Below are 25,604 nucleotides of genomic sequence, written 5' to 3' on the forward strand. Positions count from 1 at the left end.
GAAGCTCCGGTCTGTCGTGCGATGATTCAGGCTGCGCGGCGCATCGAGGCCGAGAGCCATTCGCGCGCGCGGCGCTGGGCTTCGGCAATTTCGCGAGCCGTCATTTCGTCGGCCACTTCCGCGCGGCACGTCGCGGCTTCCTCGTGACCGGCAACGGCGGCGAGGTTGAACCACTTGTGCGCCTCGATCAGATCGCAGGCGGCGCCATGGCTGCCGGTGGAGTACGCGACTCCGAGATCGAAATAGGCGGAAACGTCTCCTTGCGACGCAGCAGCAAGGCAATTGGCGACCAGCAGGTCTTCAGCTTCGATATCCGCGGCTGAAGCGCTGGCGAATGCGTCGTTCTTGATCCAAACAGTTTGCATCTCTCGATACCCCCCTGTCCAACAAAGCCCGTTTTGGCAGTTCGACACGGCTAGGCTGGACCAGCGATGGTCAACAATCCGTTAACGTCGTTTGTGGAACTCTGCGCAGGTCCGAAAGAACCTGTCCCGTTTCGAAGCCGGGTTCAGGTTTTTTGTGGACGGCGGCGCATCTGCCCTTGTGCCGCACATACGGCGCATTTATAGGCGCGACCAACCGCGGATCTTCGAGGGGTTACCGGAAAAACCGGGGCCGCAGGGCGATGAAGGTTCGGGGCATACGTGCGGAGATTCTCTGGATGGCAACGGCCCTGTCTGATGAAATTGATGTGCTTTCGAAAGCAAAGCGTGTCTTGGGCGGCTCTTATGTCGCCGAACCTGACGAACCCTACATGTGCGAATCGCAGCAGGATTATTTCCGCCGGCTGCTCATGGCCTGGAAACGGCTGATCCTCGATGCTGCTGCAGGCACCCTGCAGCAACTGCAGGACGGTCCGATTCGTGAGCCGGACCTCAACGATCGCGCGTCGAGCGAGACCGACTGGGGTATCGAACTGCGTACCCGCGACCGCCAGCGCAAGCTGATCGCCAAGATCGATTCCGCCCTGCGCCGGATCGAGGAAGGCGAATACGGCTTTTGCGAAGTGACCGGCGAACCGATCGGCCTGGGCCGACTCGAGGCACGTCCGATCGCGACCATGACCGTCGAGGCGCAGGAAGCGCACGAGCGCCGCGAAAAGATTTCCCGCGACGACTGACCCATTTTGGCACGGTAGTTCATCTCGCCTGAGGGATTACCGTGCTGTTAACTCTTTTTTCGTCACTCGGGACTAGCCTTCGTCAGGTAGCGTGTCTGCTCGTGCAAGTGTCTGTTTGCATGGGCATTACTGGCACCGGATGGAGCTTATGATCAAAGGCGAAAATCGGCAGATCGCGCGCGACAGCCTGTTTCTGCTGGCTGATCTGCGCGTCGATGGCCTCGATGGCGAATTTCGCATCAAGGTGCGCAACCTTTCTGCCGGCGGCATGATGGGCGAAGGCACGGTCCGCGTGGTGCGCGGATCGAAGGTCTCGGTCAGCATCCGCAATGTCGGCTGGGTCGACGGCACGGTAGCCTGGGTCCAGGAAAGCCGCTTCGGCGTGGCCTTCCGGGACGACATCGATCCCAAGCTGGCACGCGCGCCGGTCAGCGCAGGCGAGGATCCCTCGCCGCGCTTCGTACGTACTCACCAGCCCCCGGTTGCGGGCGTGACAGGCCTGCGCAAGATCTGACAGTGGATCTTGTCCGGCAGAGGGCAGGGCGTTTTTCCCACAATATCGAGACTTTCGTGCGAAATCGTCGCTTGCGCATTTGCGGCACGGCGCAAATCGATTAGTCCGGCAAACATGCTTCCCACGCGCAAAGCCTTCCGGGCCCTTGCCCCCTTGGTCGCGTTGACTCTGGGCGCCTGCAGTGGCTTCGACAATTCGACCCTGAACGTGGCGGTGATCGGGGAGCCGGACGATCCGTTCCAGTCCGGCAAGGAAGTGACCGCCTCCGGTCAGTTGATTCGTGCCGCGACGGTCGAAGGGCTTGTCGCCTTCGACGAAAAGGGACGCGTGATTCCCGCACTGGCCGATCGCTGGATCGTGACCGACGACGGCCAGAGCTATATCTTCCGGTTGCGCGACGGGGATTGGGCCTCGGGAGATCCGATCTCGGCGGAGTCGGCAAAGAAGGCGCTCGATACGGCGCTGAAGTCCCTGCGGCGCAACACCTTTGCGCTCGACCTGGCCGGCATCGACGAAGTTCGCGTCATGGCGGGCCGGGTTGTCGAGATCCGTCTCGATCGCCCGATGCCCTATCTGCTTCAGCTACTCGCCCAGCCTGAACTCGGGCTCTATGAGGACAAGCAGGGCAACGGCCCGATGCGGATGAAGAAGATCGGCGACGTCGCGCGGCTGACGCCGATCGATCCTTCGACGCTGGGCCTGCCGGAGATCCAGAACTGGGATAAGCGTACCCGCAACATCGACCTGCTCTCGCTCAGCGGTCCCGAAGCGGTTCAGCGCTTCAACGATGGCAAGACAGACCTCGTCCTGGGCGGACGGATCGAAGATTTCCCGCTGACCCGCTCGGTCGGCATCCTTCGCGGGACGATCCAGCTCGATCCGGTGGTCGGCCTGTTCGGCTTGCAGGTCATGAACGACAGGGGTTTCCTGGCCGATCCGGCCAATCGCGAGGCGCTGGCCATGGCGATCGACCGGGACGCGCTGATCGAGCAGTTCCGTCTCGGCGGCTGGAAGCCCACGACCCGGATCGTGACGCCCAGTCTCGACGGCGATCTCGGCACCATCGGTGAGCGCTGGAGCGAGCAATCGCTGGACGAGCGACGCGCCATCGCCGCCGCGCGCGTGCGCATCTGGCAGGCTTCCGCAAAGCAGGACGGCGACAGGGCCAAGCAGGCCGCCAAGGCCGGGGCCGCGCCCGGCCCCGGAGCGGCAGCCGGTCCGCAGATCAGCATCTGGCTGCCGCAGGGGGAAGGTTCCGACATTCTCCTCGAGAAGCTCGGCAACGATTTCGCGGCGATCGGGCTGCACCTCGAAAAGGCGGAAAGCGCAGACAGTGCGGATCTCACGCTGGTTGACGACGTCGCGCGCTATCCGCGCGCCGTCTGGTATCTTAACCACTTGTCCTGTCGTGCAAAATTCGGCCTGTGTTCGCAGGAGGCGGATGCGCGTGTCAGTGAGGCCCTGGCGGCGGCGACACCGGAAGAACGCGCTGCGCTGATGACGGAGGCCGAGGCGGAACTGACTGCGGACAACGTCTATATTCCCTTCGGTTCACCGATCCGCTGGTCGCTGGTGCGCGGTAGCGTCGATGGCTTTGCGACCAACAGCTGGGGGTGGCATCCCTTGATGCCCCTGGCCTGGCTCCCCAGATAAGAGGCTGAGCACAGGCAACCAGAAGGAGTAGCCGAGCCTTGGCGACCGGAGAGAATACCGCGCGGCGCATGGACATGGAACTGCCGATCGGCACCGATCCGATGTCGATCCGCCGCCGTATCGAGGCGCTCGAACTGGTCCTCGAACGGGCCTTCGAAGTGCCCGGCATCCGCTACAAGGTCGGCCTAGACGCCATTGTCGGTTTCGTGCCCGTTCTGGGCGACCTGATCGGCGCGGCGCTTGGCATGTACCTCGTCTGGGAAGCCCGCAACCTGGGCATGTCGAAGTGGCAATTGGCGCGGATGACCGCCAATGTCGGCGTCGACACTGCGCTCGGCGCGGTTCCGCTGGTAGGCGATGCGTTCGACTTCGTGTTCCGTTCGAACAGCCGCAATCTGAGGATCATCCGCAAGCACCTCGACAAGCACCACCCGGAAACCCGGATCATCGAAGGTTGAACCGGGCCATGCGCAGTCTCGTCCCGCTGATGGCCGTGCTGGCCCTTGCCGGATGCGGCAAGGGCGACAACGATCCCGGCCCGGGCGGGGTGACCGTCGGCGAGGCCCGCGCCCTCGATCAGGCAGCGGAAATGCTTGATGAGCGCAGGCCTCCTGCGGCGGCACCGGAGTCGTCCGACGCTCCCTCAGAAGCGGCTACGTATGAGGTTGCCGAGTAAAGTAGGCGCCTGTTGCCGCGTTCCTGTCGAAGGGGGAAAGATGCGAGGTTGGCACATCTCGTAGCGCGCGAAGGGCAGACGTTACCTATTCAGTCGAAGCTCACCTTGCCGCGCCCGGCCTTTACGGCGCCCCGGATCTTCTTGCCTTTGAGGCGCTGCGTCTTGCCGACCCGGTTCAGGCGGCTCTTGGCGCGCTTCTCGGGCAGCTGGTGCGCTTCGCGCAACAGCTCGGCCATGCGCTCGCGGGCATCGGTGCGGTTGGCTTCCTGGGTGCGGAAAGTGCGTGCCGTCAACACCAGTTCGCCCCTGGCGGTCATTCGGCTTCCGGCAAGCTGCTTGAGCCGGGCGAAAACCGGCGGCGCAAGGCGCAGGGCGTAGACGTCGAGGCGCAGCTGGACCGCCGTCGCGACCTTGTTGACGTTCTGCCCGCCCGGCCCGGCCGAGGCGATGAAGGTCTCGGTCACGAGGGCGTTGGCGCGCTCGACGACCGCTTCACTCATCGGCAGGGCCGATGTCTGCCGAGCCGGGGTCTGCAAATCCGGGGTCGACGAAGCCGAGGGCCGCGAAATCGGCGGGAAGCGGAGCGACCGCGACGATGGGGTCTTTCTCGCCGCGCGGAACGGTGATCGCTGCGGCATGGAGCATCGTGCGACCGGCGCCTTTCTTGGTGCCGTAGACCGGATCGCCAAGCAGCGGCATGCCAAGGCCGGAGGCGGCGTGGACGCGGATCTGGTGGGTCCGGCCGGTCTCGGGGCGGAACTCCACGAGGGTCAGGCCGTCGCGGGTATCGAGTTTGCGCCAGTGTGTGACTGCCGGCTTGCCCTTGCGCGCCGGGATCATGCGCCAGCCGTCCTTGACCGTGCTCACTTTCGAGAGCGACAGGGCGATCGTGCCCTCGTCCTCGGCCGGGACGCCGTCGACGATGCCTAGATAGCGCTTTTCCACCAGCCGTTCTTCGAATGCCGCGGCGAAGCGCTTGAGCGCCTTGGGGTTGCGGGCCAGCAGCAGGCAGCCGGAGGTGTCGCGGTCGAGGCGGTGGACGGGGATCGGCTCACGCTGGAAGCCCAGTTTGAGCGTGTCGATATAGTTGTCGAGGCTTACCCCGCCGGCGCGGGGGCGGTCGAGCGGCAGACCCGCAGGCTTGTCGATGACAAGCGCTTCGCCGTCTTCGAAGAGAATTTCCAGTTCCATCAGATGACTTCCATCAGGCAAGCGCCCTCGCAATGCGGCGCAATGCCTCGGTGAGTTTGGCCTCGTCGGCGGCGAAGCTGATGCGGAAGCCGTCACGGCCGCCGAAGCCCGATGCCGGGACGATCGCGACGCCGTTTTCGAGGAGGTGGAGCGCAAGGCCGGTATCGTCGCCGAACCGCTGCATCAGCGGAGCGGCATCGACCATGCAGTAAAAGGCGCCGTCGGGCGTCGGGGTCGAAAGGCCGGGAATGGCGTTGATCGCCGAGACCACCATGTCGCGGCGCGCGCGGAAGCGCTCGCACCACTCGGCCAGGAAATCCTGCGGGCCTTCGAAGGCGGCCACGGCAGCCGCCTGGCTGATCGAACAGGGGTTGCCCGAGGAATGCGACTGCAGCTTTTCCATCGCCCTGATCAGCCATTCCGGCCCGGCAGCCACGCCGATGCGGAAGCCGGTCATCGCGTGGCTCTTGGATACGCCCGAGATCGTCAGGATACGGTCGGCAAGGTCCGGGCACAGGTTCGCCAGCGTCGCGTGCGGCTCGCCGGTGTAGTTGATCGGCGCGTAGATGTTGTCCGAGAGCACCATGACGCGCGGATTGCGGCGCAGGACCTCGCCGATGTTGCGTAGCATGTCGGCCGGATAATAGGCGCCGGTCGGATTGCCCGGGCTGTTGAGCAGCAGCCACTGCGTGCGCGGACCGATCTGCGCTTCGAGATCGGCGGCGGTGAAGCGGAAGTTGTTCTTTGCCGAAGTCTTGAGCGGCACGACGCTGCCGCCGGCGAAGCGGATGATCTCGGGATAGCTCACCCACCAGGGGCAGGGCACGATCACTTCCTCGCCTTCGCTGATCGTGGCGAGCAGGGCATGGAAGATCGCCTGCTTGCCTCCTGCGCTGACCGTGACCTGCGAGGCAGGCACCGCGATGCCCAGGTCGCGCGCAAAGTGCAGCGCGGCGGCCTGCTTGAGCCGCGATGTGCCGCCAACCGCGGTGTACTTGGTGTCGCCCGCATCGAGCGCGGCCTTGGCGGCCTCGATCACGTGGGGCGGGGTGGCGAAATCGGGTTCGCCGACCGAAAGCGAGATGATGTCGACGCCCTGCTCGCGAAGCTGGATGGCGCGGTCTGTCATCGCCGTCGTCTGGGACGGGGCGATGCGGGAAAGGGCAAGGGATGTGTGCATCAGGTGAGCAATCTAGCCGGAATGAGGCCGCGCAGGGCGTTGCCGATAAAGAAGCCACCGGCAAGATCGTCGAGCGTCAGCCTGGCTTCGACGGCCCGGCCTTCGTCGAGCAGCGAGCGCCGCAGGACGCCGGGCAGCAGGCCGAGATCGGCAGGAGGCGTCAGCAGCTTGCCGTCGCGCTCGACGAACAGGTTGGTGAAGCAGCCTTCGGTGACGAGGCCATCGTCGCGCAGGAAGATGGCTTCGTGCGCCCCGGCTTGCCGGGCCGCGGCAAGGCCGGCCTCGTAGAAACCGCGGTCGCTGGTCTTGTGGCGCAGGCGCCAGTCGCCGCTGTCGACGGGCATGCGCAGCACCGCGACCGTTGCCGGTTCGGGCAAGCTCTCGGTCACGTCTGCCAGTTCGAGCGCGTAGGCACCGCTGCGGGCCGCGACGAGACGCAGCTTGGCCGGTCGCTCGGCGTCGAAGCACAGCGCCTGGATCGCATTGCGCACGGCGTGGCGATCGAAAGTGAAACCGAGCGCGGCGGCGCTCGCCTTGATCCGTTCCAGATGGAGTTCGAGCAGCGGAATGCCGTCTTCCGGCGTAAAGCGCATGGTCTCGATCAGATCGAAGCTCGCGGGCGAGCTTGTCCCACCCGAATGACGCGCTTCCGACTCTCGCACGAAACCCCCTTTGATCAGGCATTCCCGCCACTCGGGAAGCGCTTGCGAATCGGCAACGATTGCCGATCCGACCCCTAGCACCGCTCTGCCCCCGCCATTTTCGCCGGGAGTGAGCCGCAAGGTGCGGATTGCCACATTAAACGCGGCATCGCCAGAGGGTTCGATCCGGCCGATCGAGCCGCAATACGGGCCCCGCACGTGGCGTTCGACTTGCGCGATCAGTTCCATCGCCCGGATCTTGGGCGCACCGGTGATCGAGCCGCAGGGAAACAGCGCGCGCAGCACGTCGACCGCGCCCTTGCCGGGGGCGAGCGTCGCGCCGACCGAGGATACCATCTGGTGAACGGTCGGGTAGGTCTCGATCATGAAGGGATCTTCGACCCGGACCGACCCGGCCTCGGCCACGCGCGAAAGGTCGTTGCGCATGAGATCGAGGATCATGAGGTTCTCGGCGCGGTCCTTTTCGGAAGCCGCCAGTTCCGCGCGCAGGTGCTGGTCCTCGGTCTCGTCGCGGCCGCGCGGGCGCGTGCCCTTCATCGGCTTGACCCGGACAGAACCGCCCTTGAGCGAGAAGAACAGTTCGGGCGAAAAGCTCAGGATCCAGTGACTGCCGTCGTGGATCAGCCCGCCGTATCCGGCACCGGCGGCCGGGCGGATCGCGGCGTAGAGCGCGAAGGGATCGCCGCGCCACGGACCCTCCAGCGGCATTGTCAGGTTGGCTTGGTAGATGTCGCCGTCGCCGATCGCGCCATGCAGGGTGTCGAACGCCTGCTCATAGTCCCCGATCGCGACTTGGGGGTCGAGCGGACCGATCGCGGCGGCATCGTCCGGCGCACACGAGGCAAGCCAGGTCGGAACGTCTGCAGCGGGGATGGTCTCGTAACCAGCGAAGACGCCGAACCATACGAGCGGTCCGGCAGAGCCCGTGCGTTCGGGAAGCAGCCCGGCGAGCCGCGGCTCCAGAGCAAGACCGGCCTCGTAGGCCATGTACCCGGCCAGGTGGCGGCCTTCGCGCTGCAGGGCTTCGAGGCGTTCCAGCGCGGGGGCGACATCCTGCGCCCGACGCGCCTCGACGATTTCGAGCGGTTCGCGGTAGAGCCGGGCTGCGGCTGCGCCCAGGGTGCGGGCGTCATCGAGAAGGACGAATGGACGTGTCATGGTGCGTGTTTCGCCCCGCCTTTAGCCGCGCAATCGCCGGCTGGCAAAAACCCTCTCGCACTCGGGGAAATGCAGCCTTATCACTGGAGGCAGACTGGCGAAACAAGGGAGCCCGGGACCGGCAATGAGCGATATCTTTCTGGGACTTGGTGCCGATGGAAACCGACAGGCGCTGCGGCTGGGCAGGGCGAACCGCCATGGGTTGATCGCCGGAGCGACGGGCACCGGCAAGACGGTGACGCTCCAGACCATCGCCGAGCAGTTCTCCGCGCAAGGCGTGCCGGTGTTCATGGCCGATGTGAAGGGCGACCTTTCGGGTATCTCGATGCCGGGCAGCCCGACCTTCAAGCATGCCGACAAGCTGGAGAGCCGGGCGAAGGAAATCGGCCTTGCCGATTATGCCTACTCCGACAATCCGGCGGTTTTCTGGGACATCTACGGCGAGCAGGGCCATCCGGTCCGCACCACGATCTCGGAAATGGGACCCCTGCTGCTGGCGCGGCTGATGGATCTCAACGACACGCAGGAAGGCGTGCTCAACATCGTCTTCCGCTATGCCGACGAACAGGGTCTGCTGCTGCTCGACCTTGAGGACCTGCAGTCGATGCTGGCCTACACGGCTGAGAACGCGGCGGAACTCTCGGCAAAATACGGCAATGTGACCAAGGCCAGCGTCGGTACGATCCAGCGACAGTTGCTGGCGCTGGACAGCCAGGGGGCGGCGCAGTTCTTTGGCGAACCGGCGCTGGAGATCCAGGACTTCATCCGCTGCGACGAGCAGGGGCGCGGCTATATCAATGTGCTGGCCGCCGACCGGCTGATGCGCAGCCCGAAGCTCTATGCGACGTTCCTGCTCTGGCTGCTGTCCGAACTGTTCGAGGCCATGCCCGAAGTCGGCGATCCGGAAAAACCCAAGCTGGTCTTCTTCTTCGATGAAGCGCACCTGCTCTTCGACGATGCCCCCAAGGCCCTGCAGGACACCGTCGAGCAGGTTGTGCGCCTGATCCGTTCGAAGGGCGTGGGCGTCTATTTCGTGACCCAGAACCCGATCGACATTCCCGAGGACATTGCGGGGCAGCTGGGCAATCGCGTCCAGCATGCGCTGCGCGCCTTCACTCCACGCGACAAGAAGGCGATCAAGGCGGCTGCAGAGACCTTCCGGATCAATCCCGAGCTGGACGTCGAGGCCGCAATCACCGAGCTCAAGGTCGGCGAGGCGCTGGTCTCGACGCTCGACGGGGACGGCGCGCCCACTATCGTCCAGCGCACGCTCATCGCCCCGCCCCGTTCACGCCTCGGTCCGGTGTCGGAGAAGGAGCGGGCGATCATTCAGTCGATCAGCCCGTGCGAGGGCAAGTACGATTCCCGCGTGGACCGGGAGAGCGCCGAGGAAGTGCTGGCCGCGAAAGCCGCGGATGCCGCCGTCACGGCCGAGGAAGTGGCCGAACGGGGCGAAGCCGAAGTCCGCAAGCGCGAAAGACGCAGCCCAAGCCTTTGGGACGGTTTGGGCGGCAAGGTCGCCAAGGCCGCTGCCGGTGCCGCCGCCGCCAGCGCCGGATCGATCCTCGCCCAGACCCTGCAGGGCAAGAAGAGCCGGGCGAATCCCAAGGCGTCGGCCGCCAGCGCGGCGGCCGGTACGATCGGCAACACGATCGAGAAGGCCATCGGGATTCCGGGGATCGGCCGCTTCGCGCGCAACCTGATCGGTGGCCTGATGCGCTAGCACGATGCGGGGGCGGTTGCCCGCGTTTAGGTCGAGGCCCAGTCTGCGTCAGGTCCGATCGGTGCCGCGCTCAGCTCACCGGAATGGCGATCCGCGCGCTGAGCCCTTCGACAGTGCCGTTGGCAGAGCGGCGGTTGGACAGGCTGAGGGCGCCACCGTGCTGTTCGGCAATGGCGCGGGCCAGCGCCAGGCCGAGGCCGGCGCCGCCGGTCAGCGAATTGCGGGAAGGATCGCCGCGCGTGAAGGGGTCCATCATCGCGTCGATGGTGTCTTCCGGAATGCCCGGGCCTTCGTCCTCGATCCGGATGACGGCGAGGTTGCCCTCGCGCTTGAGCGAGACGCTCGCCCTTTCTCCGTAGCGCAGGGCATTGTCGATCAGGTTGCGCATGGCGCGACGCAGCCAGGTCGATCGCAGTTCGAGGACGATGCGCTCACTGTCGGCCAGCTCGACCGGATCGCCAAGATCCTCGTATTCCTCGACCACCGAGGCGACCAGGGCGGAAAGCTCGGTGCGTTCGCGCGGATCGCTGGGCCTGCCGACGCGGGCGAGCGAGAGGATGTCGTCCAGCGTGCGCACGATGTCCTCGATGGTCATGGCCATACGGGAGCGTTCGCCTTCGTCCTGTACCGATTCGATGCGAACGCGCAGGGCGGCAAGCGGAGTCTTGAGATCGTGGCCGATGGCGCCGAGCATGACGTCCTTTTCATCGAGCATGGCGGCAATGCGCGCCTCCATGGCATTGTGGGCGACGATCAGGCGGCGCATGTCCTCAGGGCCCGATGGCTCGAGCTGTCCGTCGGCGTCCTGCGTCATGGAAAAGCGCTCGACGCGGTTGGTCAGGGCGGCAAGCGGGCGCGTGATCCGGCGCAGGATCAGGGCCACTGCGCCGACCAGCACCACGTAGATGAACAGGGTCTGCAGAACGATCGGTATGAGCAGGATGTTCATGGCGCGAGGCGTGCGCACCCTTACGATCATCCAGTTGTCGCGCTGCTTGGGCCTGACTGCTACGACCAGCAGGTGGTCGTCCATCGACTTGGCGATTTCCTCCGGTTCCAGATGATGGGCGCGGCCGCGCATGACCATGCCCAGGCGCGCGATCGGGTCCTGGCCGACCGCGCGATGAACGACGATGATGTCCGATTCGGGAAAGTCCTGATCATGCAGGATTTCGTGCAGTCGCTCCTGTGCGCGTTCGTCACGGATTTCGCGTGCATCGATGGGAAGCTGCGTCGAGAACTCGAGGGGGAAGCCACGCGGAGGAGGACCGCCGAATGGCGCGTCCTCCTGTTTGCGCAACTTGCGTGCGACCCATTGCGGCCCCCGCGTTTCGGCGATGAGGCGGAAGGCGGCGGCATTGAGCATGCCGGTTTCGTAGCCTTCGCGCTGGGCGCGATAGACGAGCACGGCGCCAAGCCCCTGAACGAGCAGCAGGGCCGCGGCCACGGCCATGAGCATCTGGCCCATCAGGCTGCGGGGCTGGAGGAACTTCATTCGGCGTCGAGCGGTACGCGTTTCACGTCCGTGGCCAGCATGTAGCCGCCACCCCAGACCGTCTGGATCAACTGCGGATTGCGGCTGTCCACCTCGATCTTGCGGCGCAGGCGGCTGACCTGGTTGTCCACCGCACGGTCGAACAGGTGCGCTTCGCGGCCCTGCACCATGTCGAGCAGGCGGTCGCGGTTGAGGACCTGACGCGGATGTTCGAGGAACGCCATCAGGAGGCGGAATTCGACCGAGGAAATGGCAACGACAGCGCCTTCGGCATCGGTCAGGCGCCGCTTGAGCGGATCGAGATGCCAGCCCTCGAACAAGAGTGCTTCGTTCTCGACCGGGGCGGTCGGTGCGCGCGAGGAGCGGCGCAGTACGCTACGAATGCGTGCAACCAGTTCGCGCGGCTCGAATGGTTTCACGACGTAATCGTCGGCGCCGATTTCCAGCCCGACGATGCGGTCGGTAGCTTCGCCGCGCGCGGTCAGGAAGATGACCGGCAGGTCCTGCGCTTCGACGAGGTGGCGGCACAGCGACAGGCCATCTTCGCCCGGCATCATGATATCCAGCAGGACCAGATCGGGCTTTTCTTCGCGCAGGCGGCTGCGGGCCTCGGCGGCGCTGACCGCCTGGTTCACGGCAAACCCCTGGCGCGAGAGGTACTCGGCCAGGGGCTCGCGCAGGGCTGCCTCGTCGTCGACGAGGAGCAGCTTGGGTGGCGCGGTATCGTTCATTGCAATCCTTCTTCCGCGCCGGCCATTCAGTTGTCGGCGCTCGTCTTCTGCGCCTTCTTCGACTGCCATTGCGCCTTCATCTTGTCACGCGCGGCCTTGCGTTCTTCCCTGGTGACCTTGCCGTCCTTGTTGGCGTCCATCATGTCGAAGTGCTTGGCGGAGGCGGCCTCGAACTCGGCCTGCGAGATCGCGCCGTCGTTGTTGGTGTCGGCCATCTTCATCATCGCCATGCCGCCGCGATGCCAGTCATGCTTGCCGTGATGGCCCTTCATTCCGGGACCGCCGGGGCCATCCATTCCGGGGCCGTCCATTCCGGGGCCATTCATTCCGGGGCCACCGGGACCGCCCATGCCGTCAGGGCCGGGGTGCCTGGCGTCCATGAATTCCTGCTTCGAGATGCTGCCGTCCTTGTTGGCATCCATCATTTCGAACATGCGGGTCTTCATTTCGGTGTGGCGCAGCTCACGATCCGCCTCGTCGAGCTTGCCGTCCTTGTTGACGTCCATGCGGGCGAACATCGCGGCCGCCGAGGCCTGCGCCTCGGCGCGGGTCACGACGCCGTCGCCGTCTGTGTCCATCATCGAATTGCCATGGGGCATCTGCGCATAGGCAACGCCGCCGATGGCAAGTGTAGCGGCGGATATCGCAAGCGACACCTTTGCGAACCTGGTCATGTATTCTCTCCTCGCTGCTCCCGAAAATGGGGCGAAAGTCGCGGGGCGGGGGAAGGGAGGGGGAAGATCGTACCCCGCGACTTTCTTGTGCCCCTTCTAGATAGCGCTTGTCGCGCAGTTATGCCGGGATGGGCGATTATTGTCGCGAATTGTCTCAGTTGGCCGGGCCCATTCATGAGCTTGCAAGGATTCAGCGGGGCCGGTGGAGAGTGCCGAAGCCGCAGGTGATGAACAGTGCCGTGGCGGTCCCGGCAATGTCGGCGGTGTGCCAGGTCCCGGCGGGATTGATCGCATATTCGCCCGCGGCAAGAACCTGCGAAGTGGTAGACCCATCCTCGCGCTCCTGGATCAGCGTCATTTCACCGGCCGTGCATACGACGACTTCGTCGCCCTCGGGATGGACTTCCCACGAAGTCCAGTCGCCGGAGAAATCGTGGAGGGCGACAAGCCGGCCTTCTGCGCCATCGGCAAGGGTGCGCGCGGCATAGGCCTCGTACCATTCGAGGCCGGTAAAGGCGGGTTGGGCCTCGGCCCGGGCCCCGAGCCCGAGATGGATCGGGTTGGCGTGCAGGTTATGGGCTTGCGACATCGGTCATTCTCCCGGCCCTGCCTTCGATCGGGCGATCGGCAGGACCGGGGGAGTGAAGCAAGCGGGCGCCGTCACGGCAAGCCGTCAAATGCTCAAAGCGGTGCGCACTGTTCTTCGAGCCAGGTCCTGGCGCTGCCTTCGAGCTGCGGGCCGACCACGTCGAGAACGCGGGCATGGTAGGCGTTCCACCATGCCAGGTCGTCACGGGTGAACAGGGCGGTATCGACCAGGCGGCGCTCGATCGGGGCCAGGGTGAGCGTCTCGAAGCCGTAGAATTCGCCTTCCGCGCCATCGATCTCGCGCGGTTCCACCAGCACGAGGTTCTCGATGCGGATGCCGTATTCTCCGGTCTTGTAGTAACCCGGCTCGTTTGAGATGATCATGCCGGGCATCAGCGACTGGTCGGTTCCGGCCTGGCCACCCGCCGATTTGGCGATGCGCTGCGGCCCTTCGTGGACCGAGAGGAACGAGCCGACGCCATGACCGGTGCCATGGGCATAGTCGAGCCCGGCCGCCCAGAGGAACTGGCGTGCCAGCACGTCCAGCTGGCTGCCGGCGGTACCTTGCGGGAAGACCGCGCGGGCCAGCGCGACATGGCCCTTCAGGACCCGGGTGAAGCGGTCTTTCACTTCTGCCGGTGGCTCGCCGGGGCCGACCCAGACCGTGCGGGTGATGTCGGTCGTGCCATCCGGATATTGGCCGCCGGAATCGACGAGATAGACGCTGTTCGGCTCGAGCGTGCGGTTGGTTTCTTCCGAGACGCGGTAGTGTACCACTGCGCCGTTCGGACCGGCGCCGGAAATCGTGTCGAACGAAAGGTCGCGCAAGTCGCCGCAGGATTGGCGGAAGGCCTGCAACCGGTCGGCCGCAGCCATTTCGCTCACCGCGCCCTTGGGCGCCTCGACCGAGAGCCAGTGCAGGAACTGCGACACGGCAGCTCCGTCGCGGGCCTGTGCGTCGCGGTGGCCTTGCTGTTCGACCGGGTTCTTGATCGCCTTGGGCAGTACGGTGGGGTCGCGTTCTTCGACCACTTCCGCGCCACCGATACGCAACCTCTCGAAGATAGCGCTGACGGCGCGCTCGGGGTCGACGGCGACGCGCTTGCCGGAAAGGCCTTCCAGTCCGGCGACGAACCGGTCGCGCGGCTGGATGCGTACGGCATTGCCAAGGTGCTGGCGCAGTTCGGGCGTAACCTTCTCTTCGGCGATGAACAGGTCTGCGGTGCCGTCGGCATGGGCGATCACGTAGGACAGCGCCACCGGCGTGCGCTCGACGTCGGTACCGCGAATGTTGAGCAGCCAGGCGATTGAATCGAGAGCGGTGATCACCGTCGCATCGAGACGGCGTTCGCCGAGCCATTCGGAAACCGCGCCGCGCTTGGCCTCGCTTGCCTGGCCGGTGAACGCGTCGGGATGGACGAGCGCCGGGGCCGGGGATGGCGCGGGCTGGTCTTCCCAGATCGAATCGATGGGATTGGTTTCGACCGGCGTGACCTTGCCGCCCTTGGCGGCAAGTGCCTTGTCGACGGCTTCCACCCAGCGCTTGCCGTGCAACCAGGCATCGTAGCCGATGTTCGCGCCATGCGGGGCGTGGGTTTCCAGCCACTTGGCGATGCTGGTCTGCGGCACGCTTTCATAGGCGTAGAGGCGCCCGTCGACCTGGTCGCGCACTTGCAGGGTATAGCGGCCGTCGACGAACATCGCCGCTGCCGGTTGCAGCGAGGGATCGGTCAGCACGACGGCGGTTCCGGCCGAGCCGCCGAAGCCGGTCAGCCACGCAAGGCGCTGGGCATAGCCGCCCACGTACTCGCTCATGTGTTCGTCGGAGATCGGGATGACGAAGCCATCGAGGCCGCGCGACTTGAGTTCCTTGCGCAGCGCATCGAGGCGCGCTTCATGGGTATTCATCAACATGGTTTCGGTATCCGACTTGCGGGGGGCATTGCGCCAACATAGATGCGAGACATGGCAGATTCCACCCAGACCGTTGCAGGTCCTCCACAGGCGGCGAAGAAGCCGCATTCCGTCACGCACCACGGGCTGAGCGTCTCCGACGATTACGCCTGGCTGCGCGACCCCGGATATCCGCAGGTCACAGACAAGGAGGTGCTGGCGCACCTGGAGGCGGAGAACCGCTGGTTCGAGGCGCGGATGGCCGACCGCAAGGACGCGATCGACACGCTGTTCAAGGAAATGCGCGCGCGGATCAAGGAAGCCGACAAATCGGTGCCGCAGAAGGACGGTGACTGGCTCTACTGGATCGAGTTCGAGGAAGGCGCCGAGTACAAAAAGTGGTGGCGCAGGCCCGTGGCCGGCGGCGAGGACCAGCTGATCCTCGACGAAGTCGCGCTGGCCGAGGGCAAGGAGTATTTCAGCCTCGGCGCGATCTCGGTCAGCAAGGGCGGGACGCTGCTGGCCTATTCCTTCGACGACAACGGATCGGAGCGCTTCACCGCGCGGATCAAGAACCTCGAAACCGGGGAATTGCTGCCTGACGAGATCCCCGGCACCTTGTCCTCGCTGGTCTGGGTCGGCGATGACAGGGGCCTCGTCTATTCGCTGGCCAACGAACAGTGGCGCACCGACAATGCCCGCCTGCACTGGTTGGGCGATCCGCTCGACAAGGACGTGGAACTCTATCACGAGAGCGACGACGGTTTCCGCGTCGGCTCCTCGCTCTCGTCGAACGAAAGCTGGCTGATCATCGGCACCAGCGACCACGAGACGAGCGAGGCGCGACTGGTGCGGACCGACGATCCGCTCGGCGAGCAGATCCTGGTGAAGGCGCGCAGCAAGGGCGTGGAGTACGATGTCGATGAGCGCGAGGGCGTGCTCTACATCCATGCCAACGACACGCACGAAAACTTCCGCCTTGCCACCGCGCCGCTGGACAATCCGGGCGAATGGACGACGCTGATCGAGGGATCGGACGACTTCTACCTGACCGGCGTCGACCTGTTCCGCGACTTCTACGTGATCGAGGGGCGCCGCGCCGGTCTCGACCAGATCGAGGTGCGCCATTACGACGATCCGGCACGCGTCGAGCCGATCCATTTTCCCGAAGCGAGCTATTCGGCGGGCCTTTCGAACAATCCCGAATGGCACATGGATACCTTGCGGCTGAGCTACGAATCGATGGTCAGCCCGGCGACGGTCTACGACTACGACGTGGCAGCGCGTACGCTCGAGACGCTCAAGGTGCAGGAAATCCCTTCGGGCTACGATGCATCGCTCTATGCGACCGAGCGACTGGAAATCACCGCGCGCGACGGCACCGCGGTTCCCGTGAGCGTGGTCTATCGCCGTGACCGGACCGGGGCGGGGCCTTTGCACCTTTACGGATACGGCGCGTACGGCCTCGCCATCGAGCCGGGGTTCTCGACCTCACGCCTCAGCCTGGTCGATCGCGGTTTTGCCTTCGCCATCGCCCATATCCGCGGCGGCGACGATCTTGGCCGCGCCTGGTACAAGGCAGGCAAGCTGGAGCAGCGGACCAACACCTTCAACGACTTCGTCGACGTTGCCAGGGGCCTCGTCGAGCGCGGTTACACGGCGCCGGGCAAGATCTCGATCTCGGGCGGTTCGGCTGGGGGCGAGCTGATGGGCGCGGTGGTCAATTCCGATCCCGAACTGTTCGGGGCAGTCGTCGCCCACGTGCCTTTCGTCGACGTGCTCAACACGATGCTCGACGAAAGCCTGCCGCTCACGCCGGGCGAATGGCCGGAGTGGGGCAATCCGATCGAAGACAGGGCCGCCTTCGAACTGATCCTGAGCTATTCCCCTTACGACCAGGTCAAGCGGCAAGCCTATCCGCCGATCATGGTCACTGCCGGCCTCAATGACCCGCGCGTGACGTACTGGGAGCCGGCGAAGTGGGTTGCACGGCTGCGCGAGTTCAAGACCGACGGCAACGAGCTGATTCTCAAGACCAACATGGGCGCCGGGCACGGCGGCAAGTCGGGCCGGTTCGAAAGCCTGAAGGAAACCGCTGAAGAATTCGCCTTTATCCTGTGGCAGCTCGGAGTGGAGGTTTGAGCGACCGGTTCACCTGCACCTTTACCGCCGAGGCGGGGCACATCGACGTGATGGGCCACGTCAACAATGCGGTCTGGGTGCAGTGGATGGAAGCGATTGCGACCGCGCATTGGGAAGCCGATGCGCGTCCCGAGCACCAGGAATGTTACGCCTGGGTCGTGACCCGCCACGAGATCGACTATCGTGGCAACATCCGCGAAGGCGAGAGCGTGACTGCCGAGACCTTCATTCCCGATGGGCCGAGCGGGGCGCGTTTCGACCGCTGCGTCGACTTTCGCAATGCGAAGGGCAAGGTGATCGTATCGGCGCGCACGACATGGGCGATGATCGACATTGCCAGTGGCCGGATCATGCGGGTTCCGGCCGAAGTGGTCGACTGCTTCAGCGCAGACTGACGACGGTTGCGCCGGACTCGCGTGCCGGTTTCGGGGTCATGGTCACGCGTTCGGTCCGGTTCCGGCCCGCGGCCTTGGCCTCGTAGAGCAGATGGTCGCAGCGGCTGTAGAGTTCCGAAAAGCGCACGGGCGACGTGCAGGTGACCATGCCCATGCTGGCTGTGACCAGGCGGTCGAGGCCGGGAATTTCCGCGGCAATGCGCGCGGGAATCGACTTGCGGCGGCGCTCCGCGCGCTCAGGACCGTCCTTGCCGCGCAGGAGCAGCAGGAACTCCTCGCCGCCGATGCGCACCGCCAGGGTATCCTCGTCCGCCCCGAGCGCGACGGCGACCGCCTGCAGTACGGCATCACCGGTGGCATGGCCCATGGTGTCGTTAATCACCTTGAAGTGGTCGAGGTCGAGCAGGGCCATCGTTGCGAAGCCTTCTTCGGTCAGCTCGTCGAAGCGTTCCTCGATCCCGCGCCGGTTGAACAGGCCGGTCAGCGGATCGCGCGCCGCCAGGCCTTCCAAGATCTTGGTATGGGCGAGAGCATGGTCGCGCTGGCGCTTGATCGCCATGAAGCGGTCGGCCACGCCGATCGAGGTGACCACGACTTCGAAGCCGATCGAGATGTGCTGCTCGAGCATCAGTTCGATCGGCACTTCGAACAGGCCAAGCGCGGAAACGATGCGCAGGGCGCCGGTCAGCATCATCGGCGCCCAGGCGACGATCTGGAACAGTATCGCCCGGCTGCCGCGGCTGGCTGCGGTCGTGAAGACCCAGGCGAAGACGAGGATCGCGGGCACGTAGCTGGCGAGATAGGCTTGTGCGGAGAGCGGGCGGATCGGGTCGCTGGCAAAGAGATATACGTAGCTCCAGGCAAGGACCCAGGGTCCCAGCCAGCGCAGCGACTGGACCTGGATGCGGTCCAGCTTGCCCGGTTCGATCAGGTCGCTGATGAACAGCGATGCAGTGGCGATCGCCAGTCCCCAGCTCCCGGCGGACAGCACGCACAATTCCATCATCGACAGCGAGAAGAAGCGATTGATCAGGCCGCTGCTCACCAGGGTCTGGATCAGCATGAACAGCACTGCTGCCGCGTGCCAGAGCACGAAGCGCTGGCGCAGCACCCGGAAGAACGCGAAGTTGAGGACGAGCGGAACGCACAGCAGGCCGCAAAGCCAGGCGATGATCAGCTCGGAGCGTCCGACATCCAGGGCCTTTGGGGCAGGGGCGATGGTTGCGCCGGTCAGCACGCCGACATGGCGGGGCAAGTCGAATTCGACGACATAGGCCGCTACCGGCTGCGACAGGAGGGGCAAGCGCGCGCGCATGAGCCAGTCATTGGTGGCGAAGGAGACCTCGTCACGACTGTAGGCGAGGCTGCGGTTTTCGCCGAGGGTGCCGATGGCGGTAATGCGCATCGCCGAGAACAGCGTCAGGCGGGTGGTCAGGACGGGGCTTTCGATTGCCTTGCGCCCGTTCATGTCGAAGCGGATGAAAGATCGCTGGTCGACGATGGAGGCATCGCCGGGCTGGCAGTGCCAGCGAGAGCGATCCTGCGCGATGTCGCGGTAGTTCGTTTCCAGCGTGCCGGATGCGAAGCAGGTCGAGCCGATGGGGAATTCGTCGGCGACCGGCGCAGCTGGGGCCTGTCCTGCCCATAAGAGCAGGAGCAGACTTACCAGCAATTTCCAGCGGCTCCGGATCATTCGCAAGGAATGCCGGAGTCCGCTGAAAATACGGTTAATTTCTCATAATTCTTCTTAGCCGAGGACGGTCTTCAGCGACGTGTAGTCGTAGCCCAGTTCGGTGGCGACGGCTTCGTAGGTGATCTGGCCGGCGTGCACGTTGAGACCGTTGGCCAGGTGAGGATCGTTGGCCAGCGCCTGCTTCCAGCCCAGGTTGGCGATCGCCAGCGCGTGGGGCAGGGTCACGTTGTTGAGTGCATAAGTGCTGGTGCGCGCGACGGCGCCCGGCATGTTGGCAACGCAGTAGTGAACGATGCCGTCAACCATGAAGGTCGGCTCGGCATGCGTGGTCGCACGGCTCGTTTCGAAGCAGCCGCCCTGATCGATGGCGACGTCTACGAGCACCGCGCCCGGCTTCATCGTGCCGAGCATCTCGCGGGTGACGAGCTTGGGAGCGGCGGCGCCGGGGATCAGCACCGCGCCGATGACGAGGTCGGCGTCGGCAACGCTCTCGGCGAGGTTGGCTGTGCTCGCGATGCGGGTCTTGGCGCGGGCTTCGAAGTAGATGCCGAGGCGTTCGAGAACGTCGGGGCTACGGTCGAGGATGGTGACGTCGGCACCGAGGCCAACGGCCATCTGCGCGGCGTTGAAGCCGACGACGCCGCCGCCGATGACTGCAACCTTGCCCGGCATCACGCCCGGAACGCCGCCGAGCAGAACGCCGCGACCGCCGTGGGCCTTCTCCAGCGCGGTGGCGCCGGCCTGGACCGACATGCGGCCCGCGACCTGGCTCATCGGCTTGAGCAGGGGCAGCGAATTGCCCGGTCCGGTGACGGTTTCATAGGCAATCGCGGTGACGCCCGACTTCACGAGGTCGGCGGTCTGCTCCGGATCGGGCGCGAGGTGCAGGTAGGTGTAGAGGATCTGGCCTTCGCGCAGCATCGCGCGCTCGACGGCCTGCGGTTCCTTCACCTTTACGACCATCTCGCAACCGGCGAAGATTTCGGCGGCGGTGTCGATGATCTTGGCACCGGCAGCGGCGTAGGCGCTGTCAGCGGCGCCAATGCCGAGACCGGCCGACTTTTCCACCCACACTTCGTGGCCGTTAGCGACAAGCTCGCGGGCGCTCTCAGGGGTGAGGCCGACACGATATTCGTGGTTCTTGATTTCCCGGACGGTACCGACGCGCATGATCCAACTCCAAAAAATACGGTAAACTTGGTGCGATGGAAAATACACCCATTCCCGAGCAATGTTTCACCAAATTTGCCCTTGCACGGCGGGATTTATGGGATAATAGCCCAAACAAAGGTAATTGTAGGGAAATTTTCCCATGGATAGAGCGGATCGCGCCTTGCTTTCGGCGCTACAGGCAGATTCATCGCGTTCGATCGCCGATCTGGCCGAACGCGTGAACCTGTCTTCCTCCGCCTGCCACCGCCGTATCCGGTCGTTGGAGGAGCAGGGGATGATCCTCGGCTATGCCGCGCGGGTCGATGCCCGGCGGCTGGGCCTGACGGTGGAAGTCTTCGTCGAAATCACGCTCAACAGCCAGAGCCGGGAGGCCATGGACCGGTTCGAGCGGGCCGTGTGCGACTTTGACGAGATCCTCGAGTGTCACCTGATGTCGGGCGCGGCCGACTATCAGCTGCGCGTCGCTGCGGTCGACCTCGACCATTACGACCGGATCCATCGCGACTGCCTGGCGCGCCTGCCCGGCGTCTCGTCGATGCGCACAAGCTTCTCGTTGCGGCGAATCAAGCGCTTCGAAGGATACGCGGTGCCTGGCGCCTGACCGCCGCGGGGCGCTTAGCGGGTTGGCTGGGTGATGATGCGATCGCGCGCGACGCGCAGGTCTCCGGCTTCGTGCTGTAGCGAGAGCCGTTCCTTGTCGTTCTTGCGATAGTGGCTCTCGGCCTTGTCGATATCCTCGATCGAGAGGCCGAGACCATCGAGCGCCGAGCGGGCGAGGACGACCGCGGATTCGATCACTTCGCGGGCCATGAACTTGACCGGCGTGTCTTTCAGCCGCAGCAGCGAGCGGCGGTCGTAGACGCGGGCATGGATCTGCGCCTCGGGGAAGGCGTCGTGAACCGCGTGCAGGAATGTTTCGGTCAGCTGGTCGCCGTCGATGCAGAACACGATCATCTGCGCATTGCCGGCCCCGGCCTGTCGCAGCAGGTCGAGGCGCGTGCCGTCGCCGAAATAGACCTTGGCGCCGAACGCGCCGGCGCGGTCGATCATCTCGATGTCGTTGTCGATCAGCGTGACCTGGATGTCGGCGGTAATCAGGATCTGGGCCACGGTTTGGCCGAAGCGCCCGTAGCCGACGACGAGCGCGCTCGCGCCGTCCTCGCGCGGGGCCTCGCGCTCCTGCCGGCTCGCCGGGGTTTCGCGAATGCGCCGGGTTGCCATCATCAGGAACGGGGTGGTGACCATCGACAGGGTGACGATGGCGCTGAACAGGCTGGCGGCCTGCGGCTCGATGAGCCAGGCGTTCTGCGCCTGCGCGAAAAGGACGAAGCCGAATTCGCCGCCCTGGCTGAGGAGCAGGCCCAAGGCCAGCGCACTGCGCCAATTCATCCGGAAGGCCAGGGCCAGGGCGAAGATGATGGTCGCCTTCACCGCGATCAGCGCTGTGGCCATGGCGGCCACGAACAGGGGACGCTCGGCGATGGCGGACAGGTCGAGCATCATGCCCACCGACATGAAGAAAAGGCCGAGCAGGATCGAGCGGAACGGTTCGACGTCCGCTTCCAGCTCATGGCGATAGGGCGAGTCGGCCAGCATGACGCCGGCGATGAAGGCGCCAAGTGCGGTCGACAGGCCGAGCCACTGCATCAACGCCGCCGAGGCGATCACCGTGAACAGCGCGGCGAATACGAACATCTCGCGCTCGCCGAGGTTGCCGATGAGGCGGAACAGCGGGCGGATGACGAAACGCCCCGCCGCGATCAGGCCGACGATGGCGGCGACCGTGAGCAGCGCGAGCTGCCAGCCGGGAGGACCTTCGGGCAGGTTGGGATTGCGGTTCATCGCCGCGATGATGGTGATCAGCGGGATGATCGAGAGATCCTGGAACAGCAGCACCGCAAAGGCGCGCTCGCCGAATGGCGTATGCAGGCGTCCCGCGCTTTGCAGCATCGGCAGGACCTGTGCAGTCGAGGACAGGCCCAGCGGCAGGCCCAGCGCCAGAGACGCCTCGATGGAAAAGCCGGCGAAGAAATGGATCACCGCCGATACGGCCAAGCCGCAAAGCGCGACCTGCAGCAGGCCCAGTCCGAAGATCTCGTGCCGCATGCGCCATAGCCGCCGAGGCGCCAGTTCGAGTCCGACCACGAAGAGCAGCAGGGTGATGCCCAGTTCGGCAATGCCGATCTTGCCCTTCGGGTCGCCGATCAGGTCGAGCGCGTAGGGACCGAGGATCGCACCGGCGAGCAGGTAACCCAAGGTCGCGCCGAGGCCCAGCCGCCGAAACAGCAGAACAAAGATCAGCGCGGTGCCGAGCAGCAGGAAGCCGTCCCTCAGCAGGAAGTCCTGCGCGTGTTGTTCCATCTGGGCCTTTCCGGTGGGTAGCTTGCGTGTGGAAGTCGGGTTTAGCGCAAATGGCGCGCCTGTCATTACATCACCCTGAACCGTCTTCAGAGCCCATTTCCCGGTTCAGGCCGAAGCTACGACATTGCGCGGTCCTGCTTCGGGTTGCAGGAGAAGCGCAAGCTTACAGCGGGTTGCCGTTTTCGTCGCGATAGATGTCGCGGCGGCCGACGTGGTTGGCCGGGCCGACATAGCCGTCGTTTTCCATGCGCTCCACCCACTTGGCCGCGGTGTTGTACCCCACGCCCATCTGGCGCTGCAGCCACGAGACCGAGACCTTCTGGTTCTCGAACACCAGCTGGCAGACCTGCAGGTACTTGCGCTCCTCGGGATTGTCCGAGGCGGTGGCGTTGAGATCGTCGAAGCCGAAGCTGCCTTCCTCGGGCTCTTCGGTGACAGCGTCGATGTACTCCGGCTTGCCCTGCGTGCGCCAGAAGTTGGCGACGTGTTCGACTTCCTCGTCCGATACGAAGGGGCCGTGGACGCGTTTGATCGGGTCGGTGTTGGGCTTGTAGAGCATGTCGCCCTTGCCCAGCAGCTGTTCGGCGCCCTGTTCGCCAAGGATCGTGCGGCTGTCGATGCGACTGGTCACGGCAAACGAGATACGCGTCGGCAGGTTGGCCTTGATGACGCCGGTGATGACGTCGACCGAGGGGCGCTGCGTGGCCATGATCAGGTGGATGCCCGCCGCGCGGCTCTTTTGCGAGAGGCGCTGGATGAGCACTTCGATTTCCTTGCCGACGGTGACCATGAGGTCGGCCAGCTCGTCGACGATCAGGACGATCTGCGGCAGCACTTCGTAATCGAGCTGGTTTTCCTCGTAGAGTTCCTCGCCGGTTTCGGGATCGAAGCCGATCTGGACGCGGCGGCCCAGCGGCTTGCCCTTGGCCGCGGCGGCGCGGACCTTCTCGTTGAAGCTGGCGAGGTTGCGCACCGAAATCTCGCTCATCTGGCGATAGCGGCGCTCCATTTCCTCGACCGCCCACTTGAGCGCGCGCACGGCCTTGGGCGGTTCGGTGACCACCGGCGAGAGCAGGTGCGGAATGTCGTCGTAGCTCTTGAGTTCGAGGACCTTGGGGTCGACGAGGATCAGGCGGCACTGCGCCGGGGTCATCCGGTAGAGCAGCGAGAGCAGGATGCAGTTGAGGCCGACCGACTTGCCCGAGCCGGTGGTACCGGCGACGAGCAGGTGAGGCATCGTGGCAAGATCGGCGACGACGGGTTCGCCGGCGATGTCCTTGCCCAGGATGATCGGCAGCATGCCCTTGTGGTGGGCGAAGTTTTCCGAGCCGACCATTTCCTTGAAGGACACCATCTGGCGGTCGGCGTTGGGAAGTTCGATGCCCATGACCGTGCGGCCCGGGATCGAGGAGACGCGCGCCGAGATCGCCGACATGTTGCGGGCGATGTCGTCAGCCAGGCCGATCACGCGGCTGGCCTTGATGCCCGGGGCCGGTTCCAGTTCGTACATGGTGACGACCGGGCCGGTGCGCACGGCGGTGATCTCGCCCTTGACGTTGAAGTCGTCGAGCACGGTTTCCAGTAGGCGCGCGTTGCGCTCGAGGCTGAGCTTGTCGATCTTCTGGCCGGAATTGGCGGGCGGATCGGCGAGGATGTCGAGCGGCGGCAGCTGGTACTGGTCGAACAGGTCCTTCTGCTGGCTGCCGGTGCCCAGCTGCGCCGGGCGCGCGGGCGTCGTCGGGTCGACGATCTGCGGGGCCTTGCGGGCCGGTTCGTTGAGCGGGGCCGGGGCGGCGACACGCGGGGCCGGGGCTTCCGGCTTCGCGGTTTCCACTTCGCCCTCGTCCGACGTTTCGCGCGCGGCGGTGCGTTTCGCAGGCTTGGGCAGGGCGTCGCGAACCTGGCCGATACGGCCGGGCAGGGTCAGCAGGCGCACCCAGTCGATGGCGAAGACCTTGCCGATCAGCGCGATACCCCCGGCGAGGAAGACCAGCGCAAGGGCAAGCTTGATCCATCCGCCCACGGCTTCGGGGGTGAACCCGGCGATGGCGCTGATCGCCTTGGCGCCGAGCAGGCCGGTGATTCCGCCCCAGGACGCGGGCAGGGTACCGCCCGGTTCGTCGATCCACAGCGACAGGACCGTCGCCACCAGGACCATCGCGAAGGCCAGCATCCCCACGGGACGCCACCAGCGCTGGTTGGAATGCTCGATCTCGTTGTCGTCTTCCTCGACCAGCAGCCACAGCTTGCGGGCGAAGACATAGAGCAGGGGCACGAACAGCGCCGCAACCGGGCCGAAGAAGAACAGCGCGCGCTCGGCCACCCAGGCGCCGGCAGCCCCCATCCAGTTCTGCACGTCGCCGCCTGCGGCAGTCGAGGCGGAAGGGTCGGTCTGGTGATAGCTCAGCAGGGCGAGCGCGAGGAACGTCATGGCCGCGAACAGGACCACGGCACCGCTCAGTTCGGTTGCGCGGCGCAGGCTGCGCTTCAGGACTGCGCGCCAGTCCGGCTTGGCGATGCGCCGCCCGGGCGCCATGGGCCGTGTGGCCATTCGGAATTCCCCTGATTACAGGTCGTGATAA

Annotated in this window: 23 protein-coding genes; 9 read left to right on the forward strand and 14 right to left on the reverse strand. The window is 65.3% G+C overall.

Annotated elements, in window-relative coordinates; genetic code table 11:
• Nucleotides 1-26 precede the first annotated feature (26 nt).
• The gene (locus tag SPHV1_RS13940; RefSeq protein WP_054946628.1) at nucleotides 27-365 is read right to left on the reverse strand and encodes a sel1 repeat family protein; all 339 of its coding nucleotides are present in this window, start codon (nucleotides 363-365) and stop codon (nucleotides 27-29) included.
• A gap of 296 nt (nucleotides 366-661) precedes the next feature.
• Between SPHV1_RS13940 and dksA the strand changes: the two genes are divergently transcribed.
• The 5 genes from dksA to SPHV1_RS13965 all read left to right on the forward strand — a co-directional run bounded on the left by dksA (nucleotide 662) and on the right by SPHV1_RS13965 (nucleotide 3,963).
• A complete protein-coding gene (dksA, locus tag SPHV1_RS13945) occupies nucleotides 662-1,120 on the forward strand; it encodes an RNA polymerase-binding protein DksA (RefSeq protein ID WP_054946690.1) in 459 nt (152 codons plus the stop codon).
• Between the two features lie 148 nt (nucleotides 1,121-1,268).
• The gene (locus tag SPHV1_RS13950; RefSeq protein WP_054946691.1) at nucleotides 1,269-1,634 is read left to right on the forward strand and encodes a PilZ domain-containing protein; all 366 of its coding nucleotides are present in this window, start codon (nucleotides 1,269-1,271) and stop codon (nucleotides 1,632-1,634) included.
• Between the two features lie 153 nt (nucleotides 1,635-1,787).
• Nucleotides 1,788-3,287, forward strand: a complete 1,500-nt coding sequence (locus tag SPHV1_RS13955) for an ABC transporter substrate-binding protein (protein WP_231634682.1) — start codon at nucleotides 1,788-1,790, stop codon at nucleotides 3,285-3,287.
• 74 nt (nucleotides 3,288-3,361) lie between these two features.
• Nucleotides 3,362-3,745, forward strand: coding sequence for a DUF4112 domain-containing protein (locus SPHV1_RS13960; RefSeq protein ID WP_079730341.1), 384 nt, complete (start codon nucleotides 3,362-3,364; stop codon nucleotides 3,743-3,745).
• A gap of 8 nt (nucleotides 3,746-3,753) precedes the next feature.
• Complete coding sequence (locus SPHV1_RS13965) at nucleotides 3,754-3,963, forward strand: hypothetical protein (protein WP_054946631.1); 210 nt, start codon at nucleotides 3,754-3,756, stop codon at nucleotides 3,961-3,963.
• Between the two features lie 89 nt (nucleotides 3,964-4,052).
• Here the strand turns inward: SPHV1_RS13965 and arfB are convergent, their stop codons facing one another.
• The 4 genes from arfB to pabB are packed head-to-tail and all read right to left on the reverse strand — an operon-like array spanning nucleotide 4,053 to nucleotide 8,154.
• The gene (gene arfB / locus SPHV1_RS13970; RefSeq protein WP_054946632.1) at nucleotides 4,053-4,463 is read right to left on the reverse strand and encodes an alternative ribosome rescue aminoacyl-tRNA hydrolase ArfB; all 411 of its coding nucleotides are present in this window, start codon (nucleotides 4,461-4,463) and stop codon (nucleotides 4,053-4,055) included.
• Nucleotides 4,456-5,154, reverse strand: coding sequence for an RluA family pseudouridine synthase (locus SPHV1_RS13975; protein WP_176167979.1), 699 nt, complete (start codon nucleotides 5,152-5,154; stop codon nucleotides 4,456-4,458). Before SPHV1_RS13975 ends, arfB begins: the two co-directional genes overlap by 8 nt.
• A 13-nt stretch (nucleotides 5,155-5,167) precedes the next feature.
• Nucleotides 5,168-6,334 (reverse strand): pyridoxal phosphate-dependent aminotransferase, encoded by a 1,167-nt coding sequence (locus tag SPHV1_RS13980; RefSeq protein WP_054946633.1) that lies wholly within the window; start codon nucleotides 6,332-6,334, stop codon nucleotides 5,168-5,170.
• Nucleotides 6,334-8,154 carry an aminodeoxychorismate synthase component I gene (pabB, locus tag SPHV1_RS13985; RefSeq protein ID WP_054946634.1) on the reverse strand — a complete coding sequence of 607 codons (1,821 nt, stop codon included), beginning with the start codon at nucleotides 8,152-8,154 and terminating at the stop codon, nucleotides 6,334-6,336. Before pabB ends, SPHV1_RS13980 begins: the two co-directional genes overlap by 1 nt.
• Nucleotides 8,155-8,278: 124 nt before the next feature.
• Between pabB and SPHV1_RS13990 the strand changes: the two genes are divergently transcribed.
• Entirely contained in the window at nucleotides 8,279-9,877 is a 1,599-nt protein-coding gene (locus SPHV1_RS13990) for a helicase HerA-like domain-containing protein (RefSeq protein WP_054946635.1), read from the forward strand.
• Nucleotides 9,878-9,947: 70 nt separating this feature from the next.
• Here SPHV1_RS13990 and SPHV1_RS13995 read toward each other — a convergent pair whose 3' ends face one another.
• The 5 genes from SPHV1_RS13995 to SPHV1_RS14015 all read right to left on the reverse strand — a co-directional run bounded on the left by SPHV1_RS13995 (nucleotide 9,948) and on the right by SPHV1_RS14015 (nucleotide 15,279).
• A complete protein-coding gene (locus tag SPHV1_RS13995) occupies nucleotides 9,948-11,372 on the reverse strand; it encodes an ATP-binding protein (RefSeq protein WP_054946636.1) in 1,425 nt (474 codons plus the stop codon).
• On the reverse strand, nucleotides 11,369-12,103 hold the full coding sequence (locus SPHV1_RS14000; protein WP_054946637.1) for a response regulator: 735 nt from the start codon (nucleotides 12,101-12,103) through the stop codon (nucleotides 11,369-11,371). Before SPHV1_RS14000 ends, SPHV1_RS13995 begins: the two co-directional genes overlap by 4 nt.
• Nucleotides 12,104-12,129: 26 nt before the next feature.
• Nucleotides 12,130-12,777 (reverse strand): EF-hand domain-containing protein, encoded by a 648-nt coding sequence (locus tag SPHV1_RS14005; RefSeq protein ID WP_054946638.1) that lies wholly within the window; start codon nucleotides 12,775-12,777, stop codon nucleotides 12,130-12,132.
• Nucleotides 12,778-12,967: 190 nt separating this feature from the next.
• Nucleotides 12,968-13,366 carry a cupin domain-containing protein gene (locus SPHV1_RS14010; RefSeq protein ID WP_054946639.1) on the reverse strand — a complete coding sequence of 133 codons (399 nt, stop codon included), beginning with the start codon at nucleotides 13,364-13,366 and terminating at the stop codon, nucleotides 12,968-12,970.
• 92 nt (nucleotides 13,367-13,458) lie between these two features.
• Nucleotides 13,459-15,279, reverse strand: coding sequence for an aminopeptidase P family protein (locus tag SPHV1_RS14015; RefSeq protein WP_197277727.1), 1,821 nt, complete (start codon nucleotides 15,277-15,279; stop codon nucleotides 13,459-13,461).
• A 51-nt stretch (nucleotides 15,280-15,330) separates the two neighbouring features.
• Here SPHV1_RS14015 and SPHV1_RS14020 point away from each other — a divergent pair, with 51 nt between their 5' ends.
• Nucleotides 15,331-17,400: a S9 family peptidase gene (locus SPHV1_RS14020; RefSeq protein ID WP_369817917.1), complete on the forward strand. Its 2,070-nt coding sequence runs from the start codon at nucleotides 15,331-15,333 to the stop codon at nucleotides 17,398-17,400.
• Nucleotides 17,397-17,795, forward strand: coding sequence for a thioesterase family protein (locus tag SPHV1_RS14025; protein ID WP_054946642.1), 399 nt, complete (start codon nucleotides 17,397-17,399; stop codon nucleotides 17,793-17,795). The genes SPHV1_RS14020 and SPHV1_RS14025 overlap by 4 nt, the downstream gene beginning before the upstream one ends.
• On the opposite strand, the gene SPHV1_RS14030 is transcribed toward SPHV1_RS14025, so the two are convergent.
• Nucleotides 17,782-19,488, reverse strand: coding sequence for a diguanylate cyclase (locus tag SPHV1_RS14030; RefSeq protein ID WP_054946643.1), 1,707 nt, complete (start codon nucleotides 19,486-19,488; stop codon nucleotides 17,782-17,784). The genes SPHV1_RS14025 and SPHV1_RS14030 overlap by 14 nt on opposite strands.
• A 54-nt stretch (nucleotides 19,489-19,542) precedes the next feature.
• On the reverse strand, nucleotides 19,543-20,658 hold the full coding sequence (ald, locus tag SPHV1_RS14035) for an alanine dehydrogenase (protein WP_054946644.1): 1,116 nt from the start codon (nucleotides 20,656-20,658) through the stop codon (nucleotides 19,543-19,545).
• 142 nt (nucleotides 20,659-20,800) lie between these two features.
• Here ald and SPHV1_RS14040 point away from each other — a divergent pair, with 142 nt between their 5' ends.
• Nucleotides 20,801-21,262, forward strand: a complete 462-nt coding sequence (locus SPHV1_RS14040) for an Lrp/AsnC family transcriptional regulator (protein WP_054946645.1) — start codon at nucleotides 20,801-20,803, stop codon at nucleotides 21,260-21,262.
• A gap of 14 nt (nucleotides 21,263-21,276) precedes the next feature.
• On the opposite strand, the gene SPHV1_RS14045 is transcribed toward SPHV1_RS14040, so the two are convergent.
• Nucleotides 21,277-23,022, reverse strand: coding sequence for a cation:proton antiporter (locus SPHV1_RS14045; RefSeq protein WP_054946646.1), 1,746 nt, complete (start codon nucleotides 23,020-23,022; stop codon nucleotides 21,277-21,279).
• A 163-nt stretch (nucleotides 23,023-23,185) separates the two neighbouring features.
• Complete coding sequence (locus SPHV1_RS14050) at nucleotides 23,186-25,573, reverse strand: DNA translocase FtsK (protein ID WP_054946647.1); 2,388 nt, start codon at nucleotides 25,571-25,573, stop codon at nucleotides 23,186-23,188.
• Between the last annotated feature and the right edge of the window lie 31 nt (nucleotides 25,574-25,604).

Source organism: Novosphingobium sp. KN65.2 (assembly GCF_001368935.1).
GTDB classification, from domain to species: Bacteria; Pseudomonadota; Alphaproteobacteria; order Sphingomonadales; family Sphingomonadaceae; genus Novosphingobium; species Novosphingobium mathurense.

Coding starts and splice junctions, on each gene's coding strand:
- SPHV1_RS13940 (WP_054946628.1), bottom strand. CDS start 365: ATGCAAACTGTTTGGATCAAGAACGACGCATTCGCCAGCGCTTCAGCC.
- dksA (WP_054946690.1), top strand. CDS start 662: ATGGCAACGGCCCTGTCTGATGAAATTGATGTGCTTTCGAAAGCAAAG.
- SPHV1_RS13950 (WP_054946691.1), top strand. CDS start 1,269: ATGATCAAAGGCGAAAATCGGCAGATCGCGCGCGACAGCCTGTTTCTG.
- SPHV1_RS13960 (WP_079730341.1), top strand. CDS start 3,362: ATGGAACTGCCGATCGGCACCGATCCGATGTCGATCCGCCGCCGTATC.
- SPHV1_RS13965 (WP_054946631.1), top strand. CDS start 3,754: ATGCGCAGTCTCGTCCCGCTGATGGCCGTGCTGGCCCTTGCCGGATGC.
- arfB (WP_054946632.1), bottom strand. CDS start 4,463: ATGAGTGAAGCGGTCGTCGAGCGCGCCAACGCCCTCGTGACCGAGACC.
- SPHV1_RS13975 (WP_176167979.1), bottom strand. CDS start 5,154: ATGGAACTGGAAATTCTCTTCGAAGACGGCGAAGCGCTTGTCATCGAC.
- SPHV1_RS13980 (WP_054946633.1), bottom strand. CDS start 6,334: ATGCACACATCCCTTGCCCTTTCCCGCATCGCCCCGTCCCAGACGACG.
- pabB (WP_054946634.1), bottom strand. CDS start 8,154: ATGACACGTCCATTCGTCCTTCTCGATGACGCCCGCACCCTGGGCGCA.
- SPHV1_RS13990 (WP_054946635.1), top strand. CDS start 8,279: ATGAGCGATATCTTTCTGGGACTTGGTGCCGATGGAAACCGACAGGCG.
- SPHV1_RS13995 (WP_054946636.1), bottom strand. CDS start 11,372: ATGAAGTTCCTCCAGCCCCGCAGCCTGATGGGCCAGATGCTCATGGCC.
- SPHV1_RS14000 (WP_054946637.1), bottom strand. CDS start 12,103: ATGAACGATACCGCGCCACCCAAGCTGCTCCTCGTCGACGACGAGGCA.
- SPHV1_RS14005 (WP_054946638.1), bottom strand. CDS start 12,777: ATGACCAGGTTCGCAAAGGTGTCGCTTGCGATATCCGCCGCTACACTT.
- SPHV1_RS14010 (WP_054946639.1), bottom strand. CDS start 13,366: ATGTCGCAAGCCCATAACCTGCACGCCAACCCGATCCATCTCGGGCTC.
- SPHV1_RS14015 (WP_197277727.1), bottom strand. CDS start 15,279: ATGTTGATGAATACCCATGAAGCGCGCCTCGATGCGCTGCGCAAGGAA.
- SPHV1_RS14020 (WP_369817917.1), top strand. CDS start 15,331: ATGGCAGATTCCACCCAGACCGTTGCAGGTCCTCCACAGGCGGCGAAG.
- SPHV1_RS14030 (WP_054946643.1), bottom strand. CDS start 19,488: ATGATCCGGAGCCGCTGGAAATTGCTGGTAAGTCTGCTCCTGCTCTTA.
- ald (WP_054946644.1), bottom strand. CDS start 20,658: ATGCGCGTCGGTACCGTCCGGGAAATCAAGAACCACGAATATCGTGTC.
- SPHV1_RS14040 (WP_054946645.1), top strand. CDS start 20,801: ATGGATAGAGCGGATCGCGCCTTGCTTTCGGCGCTACAGGCAGATTCA.
- SPHV1_RS14045 (WP_054946646.1), bottom strand. CDS start 23,022: ATGGAACAACACGCGCAGGACTTCCTGCTGAGGGACGGCTTCCTGCTG.
- SPHV1_RS14050 (WP_054946647.1), bottom strand. CDS start 25,573: ATGGCCACACGGCCCATGGCGCCCGGGCGGCGCATCGCCAAGCCGGAC.